Origin of the sequence: Streptomyces sp. NPDC092370 (assembly GCF_044755265.1) — a bacterium.
Taxonomy (GTDB): domain Bacteria; phylum Actinomycetota; class Actinomycetes; order Streptomycetales; family Streptomycetaceae; genus Streptomyces.
The window spans coordinates 75,000-93,805 of the sequence record NZ_JBIVQO010000013.1 but is presented as its reverse complement, the minus strand read 5'-3'; the positions used below and the strand labels follow the sequence as shown (position 1 = coordinate 93,805).

General features: G+C 70.8%; 9 protein-coding genes and 3 pseudogenes. 3 read left to right on the top strand and 9 right to left on the bottom strand.

The features are described from left to right. From ACIQHQ_RS31260 to ACIQHQ_RS31230, 7 genes and pseudogenes are all read right to left on the bottom strand, one after another. A partial coding sequence (locus ACIQHQ_RS31260; RefSeq protein ID WP_402618266.1) for an amino acid adenylation domain-containing protein occupies positions 1 to 3,809 on the bottom strand: 3,809 nt, incomplete at its 3' end. Between the two features lie 252 nt (positions 3,810 to 4,061). After that, entirely contained in the window at positions 4,062 to 5,417 is a 1,356-nt protein-coding gene (locus ACIQHQ_RS31255) for a serine hydrolase domain-containing protein (RefSeq protein ID WP_402618263.1), read from the bottom strand. 89 nt (positions 5,418 to 5,506) lie between these two features. Then, positions 5,507 to 6,715, bottom strand: coding sequence for a cytochrome P450 (locus tag ACIQHQ_RS31250; protein WP_402618261.1), 1,209 nt, complete (start codon positions 6,713 to 6,715; stop codon positions 5,507 to 5,509). Between the two features lie 1,885 nt (positions 6,716 to 8,600). Continuing rightward, positions 8,601 to 10,097: a SulP family inorganic anion transporter gene (locus ACIQHQ_RS31245; RefSeq protein WP_402618258.1), complete on the bottom strand. Its 1,497-nt coding sequence runs from the start codon at positions 10,095 to 10,097 to the stop codon at positions 8,601 to 8,603. A gap of 2 nt (positions 10,098 to 10,099) precedes the next feature. After that, positions 10,100 to 10,480 carry a hypothetical protein gene (locus ACIQHQ_RS31240; protein WP_402618255.1) on the bottom strand — a complete coding sequence of 127 codons (381 nt, stop codon included), beginning with the start codon at positions 10,478 to 10,480 and terminating at the stop codon, positions 10,100 to 10,102. Between the two features lie 1,289 nt (positions 10,481 to 11,769). Next, positions 11,770 to 12,069 (bottom strand): annotated as a pseudogene (locus ACIQHQ_RS31235) (MarR family winged helix-turn-helix transcriptional regulator); the annotation flags it as partial. Positions 12,070 to 12,516: 447 nt separating this feature from the next. After that, a complete protein-coding gene (locus tag ACIQHQ_RS31230) occupies positions 12,517 to 13,656 on the bottom strand; it encodes a helix-turn-helix domain-containing protein (RefSeq protein ID WP_402618253.1) in 1,140 nt (379 codons plus the stop codon). Between the two features lie 132 nt (positions 13,657 to 13,788). On the opposite strand from ACIQHQ_RS31230, the gene ACIQHQ_RS31225 reads away from it, so the two are divergent. Together ACIQHQ_RS31225 and ACIQHQ_RS31220 are read left to right on the top strand one after the other, a co-directional pair. Then, on the top strand, positions 13,789 to 14,799 hold the full coding sequence (locus ACIQHQ_RS31225) for a ferredoxin reductase (protein ID WP_402618570.1): 1,011 nt from the start codon (positions 13,789 to 13,791) through the stop codon (positions 14,797 to 14,799). 7 nt (positions 14,800 to 14,806) lie between these two features. Continuing rightward, positions 14,807 to 15,925 carry a fatty acid desaturase family protein gene (locus ACIQHQ_RS31220; protein ID WP_402618250.1) on the top strand — a complete coding sequence of 373 codons (1,119 nt, stop codon included), beginning with the start codon at positions 14,807 to 14,809 and terminating at the stop codon, positions 15,923 to 15,925. On the opposite strand, the pseudogene ACIQHQ_RS31215 reads toward ACIQHQ_RS31220, so the two are convergent. Further along, positions 15,924 to 16,072 (bottom strand): annotated as a pseudogene (locus tag ACIQHQ_RS31215) (fic family toxin-antitoxin system, toxin component); the annotation flags it as partial. The gene ACIQHQ_RS31220 and the pseudogene ACIQHQ_RS31215 overlap by 2 nt on opposite strands. A gap of 144 nt (positions 16,073 to 16,216) precedes the next feature. Next, a complete protein-coding gene (locus tag ACIQHQ_RS31210; RefSeq protein ID WP_402618247.1) occupies positions 16,217 to 17,971 on the bottom strand; it encodes a lysyl oxidase family protein in 1,755 nt (584 codons plus the stop codon). 488 nt (positions 17,972 to 18,459) lie between these two features. On the opposite strand from ACIQHQ_RS31210, the pseudogene ACIQHQ_RS31205 reads away from it, so the two are divergent. Then, positions 18,460 to 18,717: pseudogene (locus tag ACIQHQ_RS31205) on the top strand (MFS transporter); the annotation flags it as partial. Positions 18,718 to 18,806: the final 89 nt, after the last annotated feature.

The window sequence follows — 18,806 nt, the reverse complement described above, 5'->3', positions numbered from 1 at the left end:
AGGTCGGCGGCATCGGCATCGGCCGGATCCGAGACGTCAGCGTCGCTCAGGTCGGCGGCATCGGCATCGGCCGGATCCGAGGCGTCGGCGTCGGTCAGGTCGGCGGCATCGGCATCGGCCGGATCCGAGACGTCAGCGTCGCTCAGGTCGGCGGCATCGGCATCGGCCGGATCCGAGGCGTCGGCGTCGGTCGGGTCCGAGGTGTCGGCGGCGAAGGGTGCCACGTCCTCCAGCAGCAGCGGCTCGCAGTCCTCGGGAAGGGCGTGCGCCGTTTCCCGAGTGGCCAGGACGAGGGCGGGGGACGCGTCGGCGAGCATGAAGCGGATGCGCTCGGCGGGGTAGCCCGGGTCGACGGGAAGGTATCCGGCGCCCGACTTCAGTACGGCCCACAGCACCGGCAGCAGGCCGGCGGTGCGCGGCAGGCACAGCGCCACCAGTGACTCCGGCCCCGCACCGCGTGCCGCCAGCAGCCGGGCGAGACGGTTGGCACGCCGGTTCAGCCCGGCGTAATCCAGCCGGGTCTCGCCGCAGGTCACGGCGGTCCGGCCGGGAGTGCGAGCCACCTGCTCCTCGAAAAGCGCGGGAAGCGTGGCGCCGTCGGCCCGGTGCTCGGCCGGCACGGGCGGGTTCCACGAGTCCAGGAGCACGTGCCGCTCGTCGTCGGACAACAGCGGGAGTTCGGCCAGCGTCCGGTGCGGGCCGTCCGCCATGCCTTCGAGCAGGCGGTGCAGTTGCCGGGCCATCCGGGCCACGGTGGCCGCCTCGAACAGGTCGGTGTTGTACTCGACCGTCAGCTCGTGGCCGCCGTCGGCGCGCGGCGCGAACTCCAGCACGAGGTCGAAGCGGGCGGCCGGGCGGGGCAAGGGATGTTCCTCGATGCGTACCCCGGCGGCGGCCGGCGGCCGGGCGGGCGCCGCCTGCTGGACCACGAGCGCCTGCACCAGCGGGGTGCGGCTGGGGTCTCTCGGCGGGGCGAGTTCCTCGACCACCCGGTCGAAGGGCACGCCGTCATGGGCGAACGCGTCCAGCACGGTCGCGCGCATGGTCTGCACGAACCGGTCCACGGTGGCGGCGTCGTCGACCTCGCCGCGCAGCACGACGGTGTTGGCGAAGAAGCCCGTCACGTCCTCCAGTTCGCGGCGGTCCCTCCCGTTGGTGACGGTGCCGAACGCAACGTCCCGCTGCCCGGAGTAGCGGGCGAACAGCACGGCCGCCGCCGCGGCGAACACCGTGAAGACGGTGGTGTCGCGGCCCGCGGCCAGCTGCCGCAGCCGGTCCACCAGTTGGCGCGGTATGTCCTGGCGGTGAGCCGCGCCCGCGGTGGTGCGCACCGCGGGGCGCGGCCGGTCGGTGGGCAGGTCGAGCTGCTGGAGGCCGGCGAGGTGGCGTCTCCAGTAGGCGAGGTCGTCCGCGTCGGCGTCGGCCGTGTGCCGCTCGAGCTCCCACAGCGCGAAGTCCGGGTACTGCACAACCGGCCGGGGCTGGTCGTCGGGTTCGCCGGCGGCCTCCGCGCGGTAGAGCGCCGCCAGGTCCCGGGTCAGGACGCCGACGGACCAGCCGTCGGTGACGATGTGGTGCTGGGCCAGCAGCAGCACGTGGTCCTCGGGTGCCCGGCGGATGAGCAGTGCCCGGGTCAGGGGCCCGGTCGTCAGGTCGTGGGGTCGGCGCAGTTCCTCGGTCAGCAGGCGCTCGACGGCCTGGTCGCGCCGGTCGGCGGGCACGTGCCCGACGTCGGTGGTGCGCAGCGGCAGCTCCGCCTCGGCGGCGACGAGCTGGACGCCCTGTCCGTCGACGGTGGCGAAGGTGGTGCGCAGGGAGTCGTGGCGGGCGGCGAGCCGGTGCAGGGCGCGTTCCAGGGCCGGCGTGTCGAGGGTGCCGCGCAACCGCAGTGACACGCCGGTGTTGTACTCGGTGCCGCCGTCGGCGAGGTCGTCGAGGAACCACAGGCGCCGCTGGGCGCTGGAGAGCGGGACGGGCTCCGAGCGCGGGGCGGAGGGGATCGGCTCCGGCGGGGCGGCGGCCGACGGATCGGCGGTCAGCGGGGCGAGCGCGCCGACGGTCCGCGCGGTGAACACGTCGCGCAGGGTGAGCCGGGCGCCGAACGCTTCCCGGATGCGGGTCAGCATGCGGGCCGCGAGGATCGAGTCGCCGCCCAGGTCGAAGAAGTCGTCGGTGGCGCCGACGGTGTCGACGCCGAGGACGTCGGCCCAGATCGCGGCCAGGGTCCGTTCGTCGTCGGTGCGCGGTTCGACGTGCTGCTCGGCCGGCGCACCGCCGGGGGCGGGCAGCGCCCGCAGGTCGATCTTGTGCTGCGGGGTGAGCGGCAACACGTCCAGCACGACGACGGCGGAGGGCACCATGTGGGCCGGCAGGGCGGCGGTCAGGGCCGTTCGCAGCCGGGCCGGCTCGGGTCTGCGAGCGGGGTCGGCGGGGGTGACGTAGCCGATGAGCCGGCCGCGGGCGGGTTCCTCGTCGCGGACCACGACGACGGCCTCGCGGATCTCCGGGTCCCGGATCAGGGCGGCTTCGATCTCGCCGGGCTCGATGCGGAAGCCTCGGACCTTGACCTGCCGGTCGACGCGGCCGAGGAACTCCAGCTCGCCATCGGCGCGTCGGCGCACCCGGTCGCCGGTGCGGTAGAGCCGGGCGCCGGGCGGCCCGGACGGGTGGGCGACGAACCGTGTCGCGGTCAGACCGGGGCGGTTGAGGTAACCGCGGGCCAGTCCGCCGCCGCCCACGTACAACTCGCCCTCGGTACCGGGCGGCACCGGGCGCAGCGCCGCGTCCAGGACGTGCGCCTCGGTGCCGGGAAGCGGGCCGCCGATGGCGGGTGTCCCGGTGCCGGCCGTCAGCGGTCCGGTCCAGGTGGCGACGATGGTGGCCTCGGTCGGCCCGTAGGAGTTGATCATGCGGCGCCCGGGTGCCCACCGGTCGACGAGCTGGGCCGGGCATGCCTCGGCCCCGACGATCAGGGTGCGCAGCGACGGCAGGCCCCCGATGTCCGCCGGGTCGGGCAGTGTGGCGAGGGCGGCCGGCGGTATGAGGGCGTGGCTGATGCGGTGTTCGTCCAGGACGGCGGCGAGTTCGTCGCCCAGCCAGGGTCCGTTAGGCGGGATCACCAGCAGGGCGCCGGACAGCACGGAGACGCACAGCTCCAGTACGGAGGCGTCGAAGCTGGGCGAGGAGAACTGCAGCACACGGTCGCCCGGGCCGACGGCGTAGCGTTCGGCGGCCGCCGCGGCGAAACCGGCGATGCCGCGATGGGTGACGGTGACGCCCTTGGGAGTGCCGGTGGATCCGGAGGTGAAGATGACGTACGCCGCGTGATCGGGGAGCGTCCGGCTCGGGACCGGATCCGTCTCTCGCTCTTGGCCCGAAATCAGCGCGCGGACCCGGTGGAGGTCGTCCAGGACGACGACGGGAGCGGCGTCGGCGAGCATCAACGCCCTTCGTTCGCCCGGGTAGTCGGGGTCCACGGGGAGGAAGGCCGCTCCGGTGAGGGCCACGGCCAGCTCGGCGGCGATCAGTTCCATCGAGCGCGGCAGGACCAGGGCCACCGTCCGCTCGGGTCCGGCGCCGCTCGCCAGGAGATGGGCGGCGAGCCGGCCGGCCCGCCGGGCGAGTTCCGCGTACGACCAGGTGCTTCGGCCGTCGGTGACCGCGGGGGCGTCCGGGTCGCGCGTCACCCACCCGGTGAACAGCTCACCGAGCGGGACGTGACGGGTGACGTCGCGGACGGGGGCCGGCGGGACGGTGCCGGCCGGTGGGGGCACGGGCATGGCGGGGCGCTGGGCGTGCAGGTCCGTCATCGGAGTGCAGTCCTTCGGGCGGTGGCGGCGCGCGGACCCGGCGCGCCGCTCTCGGGCGGCCCGTGGGCACACCGGAGCGGTGCGGGGTCCTTGCGTACGGGGCGGGTGCGGGGCGCGATCGGAGCGTGCCGGTGGCGCGCGCGGCCGGCACTCTGCCGGTCCGGCGCACGGCCGCACGGCGCCGGTCCGGCGCGCGGTCGTCGGAGGGTGCCGGATCGGCACGCCGTCAGACGGTGCCGATCGGGTGCGCGGTCAGTGGGTGCCTGTGCGGCGCGCCGTGCGTCCGGAGATCTGCAGGCGATCGATGGCCCCGGTGGCGGGATCGCGGTGGAATCGGCCGCCCGGTTCGGCCCGGCCGGTGGCCGGATCCACCAGGTCGCAGGACAGGTCCGGATAGCAGACCAGCGGGATGGGGTAGTCGCCGTCGACGGACAGGGTCGGCGTGTCGTCCCCGTCGAGTTTGACCACGTACTCGGTGCCCCCGTTGCGGTAGGTTCCGGCGCACTCCGGGAGCGCCACGGCGAGTCCGCGGCGGGTGTCGGCGGCCGGGGCCGTGGGCACGTGAATGCCGGTGAGCCGGGCGAGTTCTGCGGCCATGTCACGCCACAGGGCGGTGGCGGCGCCCGCGTTGCCGGTGAAGGCGACGACGACGCCGCTGTCGGGGTCCGCCCGCAGGTGGCAGGAGGTGCCCTGGGCGTTCCCGTCGTGGCCGCACCACACCCGGCCGTCCTGCCGGAAGAGGGCGAGGCCCAGGCCCCAGGAGTCGGCGAGAGCACCGGGGTCGGCGGCCGGTTCGGGGTGCCGCATCCGGTCGGCGACGGCGGCCGGCAGTCCGGCGGACCTGCCGATCACGGCCCTGCCCAGGGCGACCAGGTCCTCGGCGCTCGCCAGCAGCGCTCCGGCCGGGGCCTCCACCGGGGCGAGGTTCTGGTGGGCCGGACGTACCAGGCCCGTTGCCGTGTTGAGGGCGTGGCCGCTGGCGAGCGGCCGGGCGGGGGTTGCGTCGCCGAGGAAGGCGGGGACGATGCCCAGGGGCTCCAGGACGAGCGCTGCCACTGCTTCCTGCCAGGTCATGCCCGTCACTTCGGACAGGATGCGGCCGGCGGCGACGTAGCCCGCGTTGGAGTACGAGAAGCCGGTGCCCGGCGGGAACAGGGTGTTCCGGGCGGTGCAGACGGCGGAGAGGTACCGGGAGGCGGTGGTGCCGACAGCGCTGTCGGAGTCGGGGCCGGTGGGGAGGCCGGCGGTGTGACTCAGCAGGTGACGCACCGTCACATCCGGTATCTCCCCTGATAAGTCGGGGAGCAGTTCGCTGACGGGTCCGTCCAGGTCCACGTCTCCGTCGTCGGCGAGGAGCAGGACGGCGGCGGCCGTTGCGGCCTTGGTGACGGAACCCATGGGGACGGCCGTCTGCGCGGTGAACGGGGTGTTCGCCAGGGCGTCGGCTGTGCCGGTGTGCGCGCTGAGGACGTGGGTGCCTGTGTGGACGGCCAGTTGGGCGCCGGGCACGCGGTGGACGCGCGCGAGGGAGTCGAGGCGGCTGCTCAACTCCTGTTGCAAGGAGGTCGACGGCCGGTGTGCGGCCGGCGCGGCGGCGGGGTACGGCATGGGGAGGTGACTCCTGGTGAGAGCGGGTGCGGGGAGGGGGGACGCGGCCGGCCCGCGAGTGAGCGGTGCGGGGCGTGCGCGGGGTGCGCTTACGGCCTGGTGACGAAGATCGGCAGGTGGCGTACGCCGACGATGACCGCCGGGTTCTGGTACGTGACGTCGTCGTACGAGGGCACCGCGATGGAGGAGAAACGTTCCATCATCATCTGCAGGGCGATACGGGCCTCCAGCCGGGCCAGTGGGGCGCCGAAACAGAAGTGGATGCCATGGCCGAAGGTGAGATGGGGATTGGGGTCGCGGGCCGCGTCGAAGACATCGGGTGCGGCGAAGCGGGAGGGGTCACGGTTGGCGGCCCCCAGGTGCACCATCAGCAAGGTGTCGGCCGGAACCTCATGGCCGCCGAGCACCACCGGCCGGGTGGTGCGCCTGCCCAGCTCGGGGAAGGGCGGCAACCAGCGCAGGACTTCCTCGACGGCGTCCGGGACCCGGTCGGGATTCTCCCGCAGTACGGTGAGCGTGCCGGGATGCCGGTCGAAGGTGACCATGGCGTTGCCGAGGAGCGCGGTGGTGGTGATGTGCCCGGCGACCAGCAGCAGGGCGACGAACCCGACGATCTCCTGGTCCTCCAGTCGCGTTCCGTCGACCTCTGCGGTGAGGAGTCTGCTCGTCAGGTCGTCACCGGGGTGGGCGCGACGGTGCCGGATGTGGTCGAGTACGTAGCCGTTCATCTCGCGCACGGTCGGGGCGATGGCCTCCAACGCCCGTTCCAGATCGGCCATGTCAAGGCTGTCGCCGAGCTGGTCGCCGCCGAAGAGGGTGGCGGCCCACTCCTGGAACAGCCTGTGGTCCTCGGCGGGGATACCGAGGAGTTCGGCGATCACGATGATCGGCAGCGGGTAGGCGAGGGTCTCGACCAGGTCGAACCGGTCGCGGTCGGCGACGCCGTCGAACAGCCGCGCGCACACGGCCTCGATGCGCGGTGTGAGGCCGTGGACCACTCGCGGAGTGAAGGCCTGACTCACCAGGGTGCGGAGCTTGCGGTGTTCCGGCGGGTCCATGCCGACGAAGTTGCCCTGCCGGAAGGCCTCGAAGTCCTCCTGGGTGGGGGCGATCGGCGTCATGTCGGAGGAGTACGTCGCCGGGTCCGACAGGACCGCCGAGACGCTCTGGTGGTCCACGACGTGCCACTGCCGCCGCTCTTCGTCGTACGTCACGGGGCCCGCGTCGCGCAAGGACCGCCATCGCTCGGGTAACGCGTCAAGAGGCGATTCGGCCCCGGTCAGCTGTGTGCTTGTCACCGTTTCTCCTTGAGTGAGGGCGCGCGTGCCCGGCGGTGGGCCACCGACGGTGCAGGTGGCCTACCGCGGGCAGCGCCGACCGTCACGGTTCGGCCATCGGGGTGTGGCACCGCGGGGCGGTCGTCGCTCCGCGCCAGGTGGCCGGTGCGCGACTCAGCCGGGTCGGCCCACTGAGGGCGACTGGCTTGTTCACCCCTCAGGGAATGCCGGCCCGGGCGTCAGCGGAACCGAGGACTGGACGGGGACGGCGGGGCGGCGGTTCCGAGCGGTCCGGACGCCCGTCGAGCAGCGTAAAAGCCCGCACGTGCGCAGTTCGGCATTACGCGCCCAGGGCACCTTGCAGACACCACCACGCCCCCCCCAAGTGACTTCTCCGCGCAGCGGCCCTGCGCAGAACTGCCTTGCCCTACGGTTCACGTGTCAAGAACGCGCTTCGACACGATCATCCCGGCCGAGTGCGCTCACAGTTTTCACGTTGGGTCACAGGATGGCAACCCCCCGAAATTGAAGGGGAGATGGCCGTTCAGCAGCCCACCAAAGAGGGCGTGTATCCCGCTCTTTCACACTCAAACCCAGGGTCTGAAGGGAAAGTTGGGCCGCATCTCGACGCCCGAGGCACCACCGCCTCCGCCATCCCTGGCCGCACGGCCACCCACCTGCCGATTCGGTCAGAACGGCCGGTGGACGGCAGTGTTTCCCCAACGGCCACAAAAAGCGCTACAAGGCGACCTTCGAGGGTCTGGAACCGCGCCGCCGCCTCGCACCAGCCCAGCCATCTCTTTTGAGCCATCCCTGCCCATCCGGGGCCGCACGCTCCAGGTTCTGTGTGGGAAATGATCACTGGGCGCGGACCCGGAGGATGAGCGAGGCGATCCGGAGGCCGACGAGGCAGCGGGCGGCCGTCCCCCGGCCAATCCACGGCGCCGTCAGCCCGTGAGTCCTAGGTGGAGACCGGCGCGGCGCGCTCGCGCCCACAGTTCGAGCACCCGCGTTCGACGTTGGAGTGGCGGATCACAGCCTTGGCTTGCTACGTGCATTTCTGGCCAAGCAGCATCGCGGCCGGCGCGGCACTCCTGCCGTCCGTCCTCCAGCAGCACACTCTGCTCACGACCGCCGGGCCCGACACCGGGACGCTCAGGCGCGGGCCATGAACCAGAAGTGAGCCGCGGACCGCTCGGTCCGGCCGACCCTGTCGTTTGCCTTCCGGTCGAGGTGGCCCTTGACCGCGCACGCGGCGGGCGCCCGCTTCGACCGTAACCCGGAGGAGGCGGACTCGGCCGCGCCGATCTCGCGGATCGCGCACTCTGCACCTGCCCCACCGCCGAATGCACGGTGCTCAGGGCTCAGGGCTCAGGGCTCAGGGCTCAGGGCTCAGGGCTCAGGGCTCAGGGCTCAGGGTGATTCACGGCCTCCCCCAGCCGGCTTGGGCGGACGATGCCTGCGGCGCGGCCCATGCGTATCCCATCACGTCGCTCCTCAGCACGGTGAGCGTCTCGGCTGCGGCGCGTTCCAGGCGCAGCTTCATCGGACGCGGAGGGGGCATCGACTTGCCTTCCGCCTTCGCCGCTGGGTGCAACCTGACTCCCCCGGGTATGCGAAGGGCTACCGGCAGCAGAAACGGCAGCGGCAGCCGTGCCCGGACTCAGACGAAGAAGGGGAAAGCCATACCCCCAGCCCAACAAGACGAGCCGTCTCGCCTCGACCGGTGCGCGGTGACTCTGCCGGCGGTGAGGCGCCATGGCACTGCGGACAGGACGGGCAGCAACACCTGACGGAGGCCCAGGTCGCCATGACGCCTCGGGCCAACCACAACAGCCTGCCTGCGCAGACAGGACAGCCGGGCGGTAACCGCGTGAAGCGAGCCCCGCCCGGCTGTTCATGGGCGTCAGGGTTGCGCCGTGGCCCTCTCGGCTGATGCGGCCTTCACCGGCTCGGTGATCTTCACCGGTTCCGTGCCGACCGCGCTGTGCCGCTCCGCCCAGGACTCCAGCGCCGTACGGCAGGCGTGGTCGAGGTGGTGGAGGCCGGACAGGTCCAGCTCGACCGGGCGGTCCTGCGGCAGATTCTCCAGGCTCCCGAGGATCTTCGGCAACCGCAGGAACGTCGCGTTGCCCAACACGTAGACCTGGATGGGGCCGGCACCCTTGTCTATGATCTCCAGTTTGACGTGCGAGGCCTCCCAGGCCGTCTTGGCGACCGCCAGAGCCAGACCGATGAGTACGCCCTCAAACATGTTCACGGCGACGATCGACGCAGCCGTGATCACGAGGATCAGCGCCTCACCCCTGTGGTCCCGCCACAGTGCCGCGATCTGGCCGAACGGGATCAGCTTCCAGCCCGCGTGCATGAGGATGCCGGCCAGGGCGGGAATCGGGATCAGGGCCAGGACCCACGGCATCACCGCTGCGAACAGCAGCAGCCACACGCCGTGCAGCACACGCGACGCCTTGGTCTTCGCGCCCGCCCGGACGTTGGCCGAGCTGCGCACGATCACCGCTGTCATCGGCAACGCGCCGAGCAGACCACACAAGGTGTTGCCCGTGCCCTGAGCGACCATCTCCTTGTCGTACTGGGTGCGGGGACCGTCATGCAGCCGGTCCACGGCTGCCGCGCTGAACAGGCTTTCTGCGGAGGCGATCAGCGCGAACGCGACGATGGTGCCCCAGATGCCCGGGACGGCCAGCTCACCGAGCGTTTCGGAACCGGGCGGCTGGATGACGCCGAGCAGCCCTTCGACCTGGACGGTGGCGACCGGGAGGTCCAGGGCGATGGTGGCAACGGTGGCCAGTACGACCGCCACCAAGGCGCCGGGCACGGTCCGCACGCCCTTCGGCATGTTCTTCCAGAGCACGATGACGGCGATGGTGCCGACGCCGATCGCGAGCGAGGTCAGGGCCTTGCTGCTCCCGAGCACGTCGGCGAACGCCCCGGGCAGACCCGCGATCTTTCCGATACCGGTCTCCGGCGCCTTCAGGCCTGCCGCCGCGTAGATCTGGCCGGCGATGATCACCAGACCGATACCGCAGAGCATGCCCTCGACGACGGAAACCGAAATCGCCCGGAACCAGCGGCCGATCTTGAAGAAGCCCATGGCGAGCTGGAGCAGACCGGCGAACAGGACGATCACGCCGAGCGCGCCCACGCCGTACTCGCTGACGGCCTCGAAGACGATCACGGTCAGGCCGGCGGCAGGTCCGGAAACCTGAAGACTGCTGCCGGGCATCAGCCCGGTGACGAGACCGCCGACAATGCCGGTGACGAGGCCGAGTTCGGCCGGAACACCGGAGGCGACCGCCACCCCGACACAGAGCGGCACGGCGACCAGGAAGACGACGATCGACGCGAGGAAGTCCTGTCGCAGATGAGGAAACCTGGACAGCATGGTCACCAACTCCCTTGCATTGTCTCGAAGGTGCTGGACTCCTTGCGGTACTCGCGCATGCTTGCGATGGGGACCTCGCGGTACCGGCCGCGAGGCTGGGCTCGAACCGTCTCCAGCCCCTGCCCGATGTTCACGTGGGAGCCCAGCCGCTCCGCCCGTGTCCGTACGTGGTTGCGCACGACCTCGGCGACCGTCGTGTCGGTGATGTCTCGGCGGTACGGCTCGTCCGTGTCGCGCACGAGCCGGTTGCGCACCACCCGTACGGCGGCCAGGACGTTACGCTGCTCGCCGGGCCGGGGGCCCGTACTCGGCGCTGGTACGACCCGCGAGCCGGAGCAGCCGGTGTGCAAGAGCTGGAGGGACTGGCCCTGTCGAGCGATCACATCAGGGCAGTGTCCGAATAAGCGGGCATTGTCGATGAGAGGTTGCATGGTGGGGGACCTCCTGGCGCGCCGTGGGGTACGCGTCGGACCGGGCGAGGTGTGAGGTGGTCCCGCAGCTCAGCAGCGGAGGACCTGCCGAAAGCGCGACGAGTGGGCTGCGGTCCAGCGCGGTGTGACGTGGCGGCCCGGGCGGGGCCTGGTCGGTTGTCGAACACGGCCGACACGCATGTCCTCGACCACCGGCGGTCCGGCACTCCATGAACCCAGTAGACGGCGCGGTGACGGTCGCGGGCACACGGGTAGGCGGGCTTTGGCCATGACATGACGGTGCGCGTCATGCGAAGAGCGCCGCGAATTCGAAGCACTGGAGAGCGACGAAGGCGGCGGCCATAGCCGAACCACGGTCCGGGACTTCGTATATCGGAACATGCGCCCCCTTAAGGCAGCCCATTGCCCTTTACCCGAATCAACGGTCGGTCAAAGGTCAGTCAAGAACACGTTAACTTGGCAAAGTGGCCAGCGGGGTTAACCGAGCGTTTGCAGGCCGAGAGAGCCTCAAAATCGAAGTGGGGTTGGCCTGAAGCTGCCATCAGCTCTGGGGGCTGCATTCAAGTCCCGCAAAGCCGACACGACCAGTTCGTCGATGTCGACCACAGGAGGTCTTCTCCGCGCACGACTCCCCCAGGGCGGGGAGGGTGGTGGTCATGGGGATCTCACTTTCCGCCAGGTCAGGAAGGGGGGATCAAGCGGCCGCGGACGTGGGGCCGTCGGCCCGGGTTGCTCAAGGGGCGGGTACGTGAGGGGCGGATCTACGCGGCGCGGGGTCACCGTCGGCCTGCATGGAGCCTTCAGGCAAGCTTGCGCAGGTCGACGGTGACCCGGAGGCGAGTGATGCGGCCGGTGCCGACGGGGAAGGACTCGACCTGGCGGCAGGGGCGTTGCCCTTTCCCCCGGCGAGTTCCGCCTGCCCGCGAGCCGGCCGGCGACGTGATCTTCGGAACCGGCGGCCACCGTCGACCCGGCCCTTTGCGCCGGGACAGCTCACACTTACCCCTGCCCCTGAGACCCGCTCAGCCAGTTCTTCCTGGCGCACTGAGGCGAGGGGGCCCGGCCCTCGTCCGCCGGCACGGTTCACCGCGCATTCCGACAGGTTGCCGACCCTCGCTTATCCCGGCTCCGTTCAGCACGGGTCCCTCGTGAGCCGAGTGCGTTGCCGCGCTGTCCACTTCGCAGGAATTCCGGAAGCGATTCGCACTCCAGACCGGAACCGGGGTGCAAGTGGGGGGAAGTTACTCGGACTCTTCCCGCGGAAGAGGACGGTTGCTGATCGCGTTGGCGATGGCGTATGCGGTGCGGACGAAGGACTCTGCCTGCTGCGCCGACGGGTTCAGCGCGGAGGTCTCCTCCAGGGCCCGCCACATGGCGGCCAGGGACCCATGCATGGCACGGCCCTTGTCGGTGAGGTGGACGACCATGACGCGCCGGTCGTGTGCGGCCGGCTCGCGGATGAGCAGACCGGCGTCCTGCATGCGGCGTAGGGACTTGGAGACGGTGGAGTGGTCCAGGCCGACGCTTTCCAGCAGCTCGGACGAGGGCGCCGACGGAGACGAGATCGGCCGTGCCGTGGTCGATGTCCTGGCGCGGGTGGGCAGGTCGGTGCCGCCGCGGTGGCCGGTGGGGGCACCGAGGCCCGACTCCCGCCACGCCCGTTCGCCCAGCAGCTCGGCCGGCCGGCGCTCCAGGCGCTGGGTCCGGCTGACGAGCCGGGTGTTGCGGGCGTGTGCGTCGGCGAGGTCGGCCTGGAGCGAGGCGACGCCCGGGGGCCCGGCCCCCGGCTCCGAGGCGGAGGGCTGCCGTTTCGGCGGCGTGGCGTGGATGAGGGCGAACAGGTCGCGGTGGCGGTAGCGGAAGGTGCGGTCGACCCCGCCTGCCGGGCGATGCCGCTCAGGCTGCTCGCCGTGCCGATCCCGGGCACTGCTCACCGTGCCGTTCCCGGGCACCTGAAGGTAGTGACGGCATGGGGGGCGAAGAACGCGTCAGCTGACCCGAAGACCGACCGCCAGCGTCAGTTCAAGGACCCGGTGCGGCGATGCGAGATCCGGAAACAGCTCCCGCAGCTGCGACATCCGGTACCGGACGGTCTGGGGATGGACGAACAACGCCGCCGCCACCTCGTCCCGCCTGCCCTGGTGCAGCAGCCACTCCCGCAACGTCTCCTCCAGCCGCCGCGCGGTCGCGACAGGCAAGGTACGCAACGGTGCGAGGGCTCGGGCGCGCAGATCCGCGAACGCGTCCGTGTCGGCGCTCAGCACCAGCTCGGGCAGGTGGTCCTCGGTGTCGCGAATATCGCAGGAGAGGGAGCGCGCGCGTGCGGCTCGTGCGTACGAGGCGGACGCGCGCGTCCATGGCCGGGCCGGGCCGACCACGGCGGTGCGGTCGGTCAGCTGCCGCAAGAGATGTGATCGGTCGGCATCGGGGACGAGCAGCACACCGGTGGCGTCCGGCAGATCGTCGAGGACGAGGGCGCCCGGGTCGAGCGCGCGGTAAGCAGGCCGGGCCTGGGCGGCGGGCAGCAGGACCGCGGTCAGCGAATCCGGAGGCTGCCACCCGGCCCGTTGAGCAGAGACGAGCAGCACGTCCGGGCTCGCGCCGGCGAGGAGATCGCGGGCCAAGTGCTCCAGGTGGCGCTCCTGGTCCCTGCCCCGGGCGGCCAGTTCGTCGGCGTGGCCCGCGGCGCTCGCGGCAGAGAGCTCGTCGATGTAGGCGAAGGTCAGCTCGGCGAACTTGGCGACCTCGGCGGCGGGCAGACCTGCGGAGACAGCACCCGCTGCCAGGCATCGCCAGGCCACGCGGGCGCCGACGCGGTAGGCGCTGAGCAGGGCGTCCATCGAACGGCCGTCACGCACCTCGCCGCGGCCCAGCTCGTAGGCCGCGTCACCGCCGTCGCCGCCGGTGGCGTTCCCGCTCGCGAGGTCCAGGTAGTGCCCCAGGGCGGTGCGGACGGCTCGGCGGATGGTGGCGCCCATGTGGCCCGAGAGGGCGTTGGCGTAGGGAGGGACCTCGTCGATGATCGCCTGGACGACCTCGTCGGCGGTGGCCTTCAGCGCAGTCCGAAGCGCGGTGACCGTCGTCTCGTCCAGGGCCAGTTCACTGGCCCTCCGGATTGCATGGCTCATTCTTTTATTCCCTGCGAACAATTCGACCCACCAGATTCACGTCCTACGGTCAGGACTTTACGCCCTGAGACGCAGCAAGCTGGAGTCATGACGAGTACAGCCCTCCGCACCAGGGCGTGGAAACTGCTGGAGATGGTCACGACGCCGCTGCTGCCGTCGGACTACCTCGACCTGGTCAGCCCGCTGCGTGCGGGCGCTGACCTGCGGGGGCGCATCGAGGCCGTGCACCCCGAGACGGGTGACGCCGCGACCATCGTGATCAGGCCGGGGCGGGGCTGGCGCGGTCACACGGCCGGTCAGTACGTGCGGGTCGGGGTCGACGTCGACGGGGTGCGCCTGTGGCGCGCCTACTCGGTCACCTCACCCGCAAACCGCCGGGACGGCCGCGTCACGATCACCGTGAAGGCGATCCCGGACGGCAAGGTCAGCAACCACCTGGTCCGCAGGGCGCAACCGGGCACATTGATCCACCTCGACCAGGCGACTGGTGACTTCGTGCTGCCGGAGGCCAAGCCCGCCAAGGTGCTCTACCTGACGGCCGGCAGCGGCATCACGCCCGTGATGGGCATGCTGCGCGACACCGAGTTCAACGACGTCGTCATGGTCCACTGCGCGCCACAGCCGCAAGACGTGATCTTCCGTAACGAACTGCACGACCTGGTCGCGGAGAAGAGACTGCAGCTCACCGAGGTGCACACCGCCACAGACGGCATGCTCGACATCGCCCGTCTCGACGAACTCGTGCCCGACTGGGCCGAGCGCGAGACCTGGGCTTGCGGACCCGCGGGCCTGCTCGACGCCGCCGAAGAGCACTGGAGCGAGCACGGCATCCCAGAGCGCCTGCACACCGAACGCTTTCGCCCCAGCATCGTCGTCGCCGGCGACGGCGGCGAGGTCACCTTCCGCGCAACCGGCAAGACCGTCCGCGCGGACGGCGCCACGCCGTTGCTGGACGTCGGCGAGGAGGCCGGCGTGCTCATGCCGTCCGGGTGCCGCATGGGCATCTGCTTCGGCTGCGTCACGCCACTCAAGGCGGGCGCCGTCCGTGACCTGCGCACCGGCGAGATCACCGAGGCCGAGCCGGGCGTCCTCATCCAGACCTGTGTGTCCGCCGCGGCGGGCCCGTGCGACATCGAACGGTAGGAGCACTTTGACCGCCATCGACCCCACCGCCCACCTGACCGCGGAGCAGATCGAGGAGCTCGGCCGCGAGCTGGACGCGATCCGCGACGAGGTGATCGCCGACCGCGGCGAGAAGGACGCCGCCTACATCCGTAAGGTCATCTCGGCGCAGCGCAAGCTCGAGCTGGTCAGCAGGGGTGTACTGCTGTTCTCGATCTTCCCGCCCGCGTGGCTGATCGGCACCGCCGGTCTGTCCGTGGCGAAGATCATGGACAACATGGAGATCGGCCACAACATCCTGCACGGCCAGTGGGACTGGATGCGGGACCCGAAGATCCACTCCACCACCTGGGAGTGGGATCACGTCTCGCCGGCCGACCAGTGGAAGCACTCGCACAACGAGCTGCACCACACGTACACCAACGTGATCGGCAAGGACAACGACCTCGGCTACGGCATCATGCGCGTCGACGAGGACCAGAAGTGGCACCCGTTCCACCTCGGACAGCCGCTGTGGAACTTCATCAACGCCTGCTTCTTCGAGTACGGCATCGCGGCGTACGACCTGGAGCTCGGCAAGAACCTGCACAAGCGCCGCCGCAAGGACCCGGAGTTCCGCGCGCGGGCCAGGGCCGTGGGCCGCAAGATCCGCAAGCAGGTGCTCAAGGACTACGTGATCCACCCGCTGCTGTCGGGCCCGTCGTTCCTCACCACGCTCGCCGCCACGTTCACCGCGAACCTGGTCCGCAACCTCTGGACCCACTCGGTGATCATGTGCGGGCACTTCCCCGAGGGCGTACAGGTATTCGAGCGCCGGTCGATCAAGGGCGAGACGCGGGGCCAGTGGTACCTGCGCCAGATGATGGGCTCGGCGAACATCAGCGGCAGCAAGGCCATGCACTTCATGACCGGCAACCTGTCGCACCAGATCGAGCACCACCTGTTCCCGGACCTGCCGAGCAACCGGTACGCCGAGGTCGCGGTGAAGGTGCGCGCGTTGTTCGAGAAGTATGAGCTGGAGTACGTCACCGGGCCGCTGCCCAAGCAGGTGTTCTCCGCGTGGCGCAAGGTCTTCCGGCTCTCGCTGCCGAACAAGAAGCCCAAGGTCGAAACGCCGGCCCGCGAGCAGGAGCTCGTCGCGGCCTGATTCCCTTGAGGGCGAGGGCGTCCTCGCGGCCAGGCTCGACCGTGATTCCGGCGGCCTCGAGGTATGTGACACCGATGCCGCGGTGACGGCCGTGTTGGAGCGCTCCAACCAGCGGCACCGGCGCAGTGTGTGCACGACGGCGGCCGCCGGTCGACGGGACCACACGGCGCGGCGCGCGCACCGCGACCAGGTCGACATCCCCAAAGCGAACTCCCGCTCGGAGACTGCCGCTCAGGACCGTATCCCCGCCCTGGTCCCGGGCGGGGACGCCCTGTCAGTCGCGTGGCAGGGTCAGTTGGCGTTCACCAGACCGTGCGCCGGCACGGTGACCGTCCGCTTGCCCGGCTCACCGCCGAGCACGATCTTCCGCAGGGCACTGTTGTTGTCGAGGTTGTTTTCCTTCAGGCGCTTCTCGGGGTTGGCCAGTACCTGGATGTAGTAGGTGCCGTTGGGTACGCCGGTGATGTCGAACGACTGGCCCGGCAGGTCCTGGGTGTACGTGTCGCCGGATCCGACGTCCAGCACCTCGCGGACGGAGATCGAGTTCTCCTCGCCGCAGGCGGTGGCAAGGTCCGTGTTGTACGGGTGCCAGTTGGCGTTCTTCACCGTGTAGTCGATGGCGTCGGTGTTGGCCAGGCAAAATGCCTCTTTGCCGCTGCGCACGGCCTCCTTCTTGTCGGCCTTCAGCAGCCGGTAACTGGCGAAGTCGGTGAAGTGCCAGTGCACGTGCCCGGGGCGCGGGTCCCACTCCATGGTGCCGGTCGGGGTGTAGCCGACCTGCTTGCCCTTGGCGTCGTAGAAGTACTGGAAGGCGTCCATCTTGGCCTTGCCGGGCGAACGGAACCCGTCCACCACGAGCTGCGCCGGGCCGGCGTTCCAGACGTTGGCGCTGAACGCCAGGTAGTCCTTGCCCGGGATGTCCTTGTCGCCGTCGCTGACGGTGATGCCGTAGGCCGGCAGTGAGCGCAGGTCCGGCTTGGGGACGTCCGGAACGGAGGGCTTGCCGGTGGGCAGTTTCGACAGTGGCTTGAGAGCGGGCGCCTGACGCGAGCCGTCGGTCTGGCCGACGGTGTCCACGGCCTGCGACGACAATCCGGACTTCTGCTTCTTCTTCAGCGCCCACGGCAGGGCCGGCGGTGCGGCCTTCAGTGGACCGTGGCCCACGTTGTACGAGGGACCCGCACCGCTCGTCACCGGCGCGGCAGCCTCGGCGAGGGTCGGGGTATGTCCCGGCCCGTGACCGGCGTGCGCGGACGGCGCGTGGTGACCGGCACTGTGCCCGGCGTGCTCACCAGCCTTGGCGGAGCGGGGCACCACCGTGGCAGAGCTCTCGTCGTCCTCGCTTCGTTCCACCACGGTCACCTTGACCGTGGCCGCTTTGTCGGCGATGCCGAACAGGTCGCGGTACTTCTTCGCGACACCGACCTTTGCTGTGTACGAACCGGCCGGCAGCTGGGCCGGCTCGGTGTACGAGCCCGCGTAGGTGTTGGCCGCCCAGCCCTTCTCGATGCCCCACACGGAGCCGAGGGTGAAGGGGTTGGCAGGGCAGCTCTCCGGATACTTGGAGGTGGAGGGTGCGTCGGGCCGCACGCGGCCGCTGGCGTTGTTGGGGCAGAAGCTCTCGCTGCGGGTGAGGACCTTCTTGCCGGCTTTGTCGGTGAGGGTGATCTCCGAGAAGCCGGGCAGCCCGGAGAAGTCCGTCACGGTGCCCGTGGGCAGTTTCTTCGCCCTGGCCTTGCCGCCCTCGTACACGGTCTGGGTGACAGCCACCGGATCCTTGTAAGACTTCCGGGTCACCTTGAGCTCCAGCGGCGTGCCCTCGGAGACGAGGTAGGTGCCGAGGTCCAAGTACACACCCGGCTCCTCCTTCCAGGAGGTGAGCGTCACCGACGTGGTCGCCGCGACGAGGCTCAGCTTGGGGCCCGTCGCGGCCTTCGCGGGCTCCTGCGCCGCGGCCACTATGCCGGCCGTAACGGCTGTCACGGCGATGGCCGTGGTGCCGGCGAGCAGCGTACGCCGCAGCCGAGCGGTGCGCTTTCTGGTCATGATTCCCTCGTCCTCCGGTGCTGTGAGAAGGAAGCAGGCGGCACGGACGCGTCCGCGAGCTCCGGGCCGGGGGGGTGCCGCCACGTGAGAGGCGATTGTTCCGCCCGCGCTGTGAGAGGAACGGACCGGTTGCGCGGTTGCCCGTCAGACGCCAAGGGGGCGAGTGTTGGCCGAATACCGTCACCGTGACGAAATCCGACCGTCGGTGCGGCCGCTCCTCACCCGAGGACGGTCCGTCCGGTGCGGACGCCGCTTCGTCGACGCGCCGGCTTTGCTCTCTGCGGACCTTGGACGTCGCCGTTACTTCGGAAGTGCCGGCGATGAGGCAGTCAAGGTCGGCGGTCCGGGTGGCGGCACGCGCGGAGGCAACCGGACTGCGATATCTGGGGTCTTGTTCACCGTTTCCCCCGCCGGCCCGAGCGCTGCTCGATGGCGAGCCGGTCGGGCTCGGTGCCGGGGGCTCGATCATCGGGGTCGCGCTCCCCGGGATGCAGGAAGACCTCGGGTTCTCGCAAGGCGAGCTGCAGTGGGTCTTCAACGCCTACGTCATCGCCTTCGGCGGCCTGCTCCTCCTCGGAGGTCGCCTGTCCGATCTGCTCGGCGCGCGCCGCGTGTTCACCGTCGGCTGGAGCGTGCTCAGCGGCGGATCCATCGTCGCCGCGGCACAGGCGGCATGGGTGGAGGTCGCCGGCCGCGCCGTCCAAGGCGTCGACGGGGCGCTGATCGCCCCGGCCGCGATGACGTTGCCGCAGCCGGGACCCACGCGTCGCGAACCAAGCGCAGCGCTTCCGCCGCCGGCCCGGACGGCTCACAGCCCGAAGTATGGAAGGCCGGG